This window comes from Mesorhizobium sp. M7A.F.Ca.CA.003.01.2.1 (assembly GCF_003998945.1).
Lineage (GTDB): Bacteria > Pseudomonadota > Alphaproteobacteria > Rhizobiales > Rhizobiaceae > Mesorhizobium > Mesorhizobium ciceri.
Window position 1 is genome coordinate 1 of the sequence record NZ_RZRA01000349.1, and the last position, 5,215, is coordinate 5,215.

Below are 5,215 nucleotides of genomic sequence, written 5' to 3' on the forward strand. Positions count from 1 at the left end.
GTCTATGGACGGCTCAAAGTTCCCCAACATGTCCCGCAAAGCCGGCTCGGATGGCCTCATGCGACGTGGCGATATTGTAGAGGATGCACATAGTTTCTAATACCCGTGCCAGATCATTGAGGCGTCAATCAGTTCTTTGACCATAAATCGAACCTTTCACAGTTGGCGCTTGAAATGGCGCTTCAACTGGATCTTACTTGTGACGGGCAGGGTAGGGTAGCCAGTTATGCGTTCAGTTTTGAGAGTTTTAGCTGTTGCGTCAATTATCGCGGCCGCAACATGGTCGGCCAAGGCTCTGGAATACAAGCCGGTATCGTCGTCGGGCGAACTTCCGTTTCTCATCGTCTCCGGTGAATTTGGGGTCAACGAACCTCTGAATGAGTTTAGCCGCGCTGTCACAAGCAGTGGGGCTAGAGTGGTCGTATTCGACTCGCAGGGGGGTAGTATCGGAAGTGCAATGCAACTTGGACGTATGATCCGGGCAGCCGGCCTTGACACGCTTCAAGTCCGGCAGTTGCAGTGCGCGTCGGCTTGCTCCTTGGCTTTCATGGGTGGCGTTCGCCGTGTTGCCGATCCGGGCTCTATTGGTGTTCACCGCTCATCCTTCGCCCCAGAGAGCGGGATGTCTACCGACGAGGCTGTGGCGAACGTTCAAGCCGTAACTGCCGATATCATGTCCTACATGTCCGAGATGGGCGTGGACCCCAAGTTGATGGCCGTAGCATTGAGTTACGACAGGTCTGATATGCGATATCTCTCCGCCAGTGAGATGGCTGAACTGCGCGTAACCAACATTTCCACCACGCCGCCGTCCGTTGACACGTCGCGTGTGTCGCCAATGCCCACTCCGGCCCCGGCTGAAGCCAGCGCAGACGAGCGGCAGCTAGAGAGCGCGGCGGTAGCATTTATCAAGGGGCTCATCGAGCACCATGGCGACAACGCAGATTTGGCGATCGCTCAGGTTCAAAATTCGTATGCTGGCATCGTCGATTATTACGGAAAGCCAACGGACCTAAGCTCGATCATCGCCGACAAGAGAAGCTATTTCCAACGATGGCCGGAACGGGGATACAATCTCCACGACGAGAGCGTCATAGTCACCTGTGCCAATGAGCGATGCATGGTGTCGGGCACTTACGACTGGGTCGTCCGCAGCCTGCCAAGGCACAAGCAGGCAAAAGGTGTGGCGCGGTTCAGCTACACGATTGCGATTGGGCAGATCCCCAAGATCATCGCTGAGACCAGCAAAGTTATGCGCTAGCGCAGTACAACGTCCGCGAGGGGAAGCGACGACTATCTTAGCCAACCGCAGCGAAGGCCTTCTCCGTCGCCTCAGTTGCAACCCTAAGCCGCCCCTCTTCGCCACCGTAGTTGTCCCCAGCGCCGCCCCCTGAGTGGCCCATGATCGACCGCTTGAGCTTCTCGGGGACCCAAGCGATCACCAGCAAGTCCTCCATTCGGTGGCGCAACGAGTGAGCGGCCCCAGGCAGAACCGGACTGGATCAGAGCGAGTTAGCCTTCTCAAGCGCCCGTCTGGCCATCTCAAGTCTTGCCTCGTCGCCACCGTAGTCCTCCCCAACGCTGCCTGAGGAATGGCCCAGAACAATGTCTTGGTCCGACTTCGTGACGCCGGCCAAGCGTAGGCGATCCTTCATGAGGTGGCGAAGCGAGTGGGTGGTAGCCTTCGGGTCCGTTACACAAGCCCGAACGTGCTTTCCCAAAGCAGCAGACGCTGAGGACGCACCCTTGGGCCTGCCGTAGGTTGGGAACAGCATCGCCGCGTTGCCCGCCGCAGCTTTGGCTTCTGTTGCAGCGTCCAATGCGTCCCCGATCAAGGGCACGTTACGGCGCGACACTGCATTCTTAATGCGGCGGTCGTCATGCCACTCGACCGTGATGTGCGGGATGGCATGTTCGAGATGCACGTCTGCGACCCGCAGACCCGAGACCTCGGCGAGGCGACATCCAGTCCCTTTAAGAATGCGCCAGATGTGCTGGAGGTCGGTCTTGGCGTGTGACACAAGGCGGCCCGAGATGGCGGCAGCCTCATCAAGGGTGAAGGGCCGGCGTTTGTCTTTATCAGGCTCTGCCTTGTCCTTGGGCGCGGCCTCCAAGTTCATGAAGGGATTGGTGACCCCGGTGAGGTCAAATTCTCTGATGGCGTGGTTGATCATCGCACGGACCACATTCAAGTAGCGGTCCACGGACGACGCTTTGCGGCCATCGAGCATGTGGTCCCTGACCTCTTTGGCGTCTTCCCGCTTGAGGTTGCTTAGTGTCCTGTCCTTGCCAAGCGCCGCGCTGACGAGCTTGAACACTCGCTCAAGCTCCATCTTCTTTGTTTCGTCGGTGCCAACCTTCTCTTTGAGGTACAGCCTCCTGGCATCTTCCAAGGTCGGGGCATGGCGCTGTTGATTTTGACCAAGGACAAGGGCGTGGATCAGGGCGCGGTCCGCCGACTCTATGCCAACGGGATTGCCTCGGTCGTCCACTGGATATTTCTCAGCAATCTGCTCCGCGATCAGCTCCCGAGCTAGCGCCTCGGGGTCATCCTCGTCCTCTGGACCGGTCCATTCGGGGTCGAGACTGAGCGCGCGAAGGCGTGTGCGGTTCAGCCTATGGTGCTCAAAGTCGGTCAAGGTGGGGGTGCCAACCAAGCTGCCTAGGGTTTGCGCATCGTGCGGCCGCGACCAAAGGCGCAACTGCTGCTCTGCCTGGGCATGCACCTTGGGGTAGGCCTTCAGTGCTTGATGTTCGGTCGCCCCGAGCGGGACCAGGATTTCCAACTTGCCCGCAGCGGCCTGGAGCTTCTTCGGAATTTTCCGCCGATAACGCCAGCCGGCGACGCCTCGTTTCTGTATGTGCTTCACGTCAATCTTCATAGCTCAGTGTACCCCGCAGTGTATCGCGCGGTGTATCTCTGGGGAAGCGGAAACCCTTGTAGTCCTTGGGTTTCAAGACTTTTCTGGATTAAGTGGCTCCCCGGGCCGGAGCCATGTCAAATAGAATATTAGATAAAATCAGTAATTTAACGGGTTTCTGTATCGCAATTTGTATAGCAATATGGTTAGCAAAGTTCGGTCTCTCTCAGGGTTAGATTTTGAATCCAGTTGCAAACTCTATGGGCCTGTTTGAGCCCGTTGGCCTTCCGGATTGGAGGTGGCCCCAGATGCCTGCCTACAATGGCTTCACTCATGAGGAGCGAGTTCGCGGCTGGCAATTGATACACCACTTCACCGACAAGGGCTTGCTGCAAAAGCCCCAGCGTTGCTCGATCTCGGGCTCCACAGAGAGCCTTCAAACCCACTGCGAGAACTACTATTCTCCATGGTCGCCATATCCGATTAGCCGGCCAATTCACACGGCCTTGCATCGCCGGTTCCGGCAACCTGATCCTTGGAACCGGATCGTAGATAGATACGCCGTAACTGGAGAGGAGTGGTTTTGTGCCCTCGCCACGCAGCCATTTGACTTGGCCGCGATGCTACGTGCCCAGCAGGGGGCTCATATCGTCGACGTTTTCCGAAGAGCGCCTTTCCCTCCGAACAATATTGCCGGTGTCCAGCGCAGCTAACACGGCCGGCCACGACCCTATCGCGAAGCGTGGGGTTGGTATGCAAATAGTTTGTGCCTACTAAGATTCACAAGGGTCTAAGAAATTCATCTCATGCACGTTGCTCGCTCGCTGTCAGCGTCAATCCGGCTGTCTTGGAGATCGCGCACCAGCGCAAAGATCTTGGCGGTATCCATGAGTTCAACGAGATTGACGCGGCGCTCGCCGCTTTCGATGTCTGCAAAGAATGGCTGATCGCTGCCGAGGACTTAGGCGACTTTTTTGCCCTTGCTAGCGCCGCTGCAATCATTCTGTGGCATTCGGAGTGAACCGACTCCAGTGATCAACCCGGCGCTTGTCTGAATCAATCCATCCTGTTCATATGGCCCGCGATTCTCGGGTGGGCACCCAATGACCAACTATACACACTATCACAGCAAATATTTCGCCAACCGTATCATGCTGGAGGGCCGATCCGACGAAGCCTTCGCCAAGTCTCTTTCCACCGCTCGCGTCGACATGAAGCCGCATCAGGTCGAAGCCGCACGCTTCGCGCTGCATTCTCCGCTGTCAAAAGGGGTGATCCTTGCCGATGAGGTCGGGCTTGGCAAAACGATCGAAGCCTGTTTGGTCATCGCGCAGAAATGGGCCGAGCGCGCAAGACGCTCGGTTCGTCCGTCGCTGCCATCACCATGTTTCTGGAAAATGTCATTGGCAGGCTTCGGAAGAACCAAGTGGCCGATGAGAGCGTCGTTGAAGACATCGACGACACGGCGGAGGTCGGCGAGGAAATCGCGGACGACGCTATGTTGGCTGCGGAGAATGGTCAGGGCGAAAAAGACGACGAGGGCGACGCATCGTCCGATGCCATCGATCCGAAGAAACTGGCCGCCGAGATAGCAGAGCTTGACGGCTACCTTGCCCTTGCTCGTTCCATCGGCTCTAACTCGAAAGGCGACAAGCTTCTTAGCCAGCTTCCGGGCGTGCTCGACGAAGTGGTCGCGCGTGGCGGCAAGCGAAAAGCTGTCATCTTCACCGAGTCCGTCCGTACACAGCGCTACCTTGCTGAAATCCTGTCGCAGAGCGGGTATGACGGGCAGATCGTGCTGATGAATGGTAGCAACAGCGACAAGGAGAGCCAGAAGGTTTACGCGGCCTGGAAGAAGGAGAAGGAAGGCACGGACGCTGTCTCCGGTTCGAAAAGCGCGGACATGAAGTCGGCCATCGTGAGCGCCTTCAAGTCGGACGACAAGTCGATTCTCATCGCGACGGAATCCGGCGCGGAAGGCATCAACCTGCAATTCTGTTCCCTGATCATCAACTTCGACCTGCCTTGGAATCCCCAGCGCATAGAGCAGCGCATTGGCCGTTGTCATCGTTACGGCCAGAAGATCGACGTAACAGTCGTGAACATGCTGAACCTGAAAAACCAGGCGGAAAAACGGATTCACGATCTTCTAAAATTCAAGTTCAACCTGTTCGACGGCCTGTTCGGGGCGAGCGATCAGGTTCTCGGCTCTATCGAATCTGGCATCGATTTCGAAAGGAAGGTCTTGGCCGTAGTCCAAAGTTGCCGGACAGAAGCGCAGGTAGACGAGGCGTTCAAGAAGCTCGAATCCGAGCTTGAAGAGCAGATCAAAGCCGATATGGCCGAGACCCGCC

4 protein-coding genes are annotated in these 5,215 nt (G+C 57.1%); 3 read left to right on the forward strand and 1 reads right to left on the reverse strand.

Features of this window, described 5'->3' with window-relative positions:
* Positions 1 to 226 precede the first annotated feature (226 nt).
* A complete protein-coding gene (locus tag EN969_RS15725) occupies positions 227 to 1,261 on the forward strand; it encodes a hypothetical protein (RefSeq protein ID WP_127224115.1) in 1,035 nt (344 codons plus the stop codon).
* Positions 1,262 to 1,502: 241 nt separating this feature from the next.
* Here the strand turns inward: EN969_RS15725 and EN969_RS15730 are convergent, their stop codons facing one another.
* Positions 1,503 to 2,882, reverse strand: a complete 1,380-nt coding sequence (locus tag EN969_RS15730) for a tyrosine-type recombinase/integrase (RefSeq protein ID WP_063168136.1) — start codon at positions 2,880 to 2,882, stop codon at positions 1,503 to 1,505.
* An 826-nt stretch (positions 2,883 to 3,708) separates the two neighbouring features.
* On the opposite strand from EN969_RS15730, the gene EN969_RS35285 reads away from it, so the two are divergent.
* Positions 3,709 to 3,882, forward strand: coding sequence for a hypothetical protein (locus EN969_RS35285; RefSeq protein ID WP_158515786.1), 174 nt, complete (start codon positions 3,709 to 3,711; stop codon positions 3,880 to 3,882).
* A gap of 315 nt (positions 3,883 to 4,197) precedes the next feature.
* Positions 4,198 to 5,215 (forward strand): helicase-related protein (locus EN969_RS15735; RefSeq protein ID WP_281060010.1); only part of this gene is annotated, 1,018 nt, incomplete at its 3' end.

What these genes read in the sequence shown, in the direction of transcription:
- EN969_RS15730 (WP_063168136.1), bottom strand. Translation starts at nt 2,882, where the DNA reads ATGAAGATTGACGTGAAGCACATACAGAAACGAGGCGTCGCCGGCTGG.
- EN969_RS15725 (WP_127224115.1), top strand. Translation starts at nt 227, where the DNA reads ATGCGTTCAGTTTTGAGAGTTTTAGCTGTTGCGTCAATTATCGCGGCC.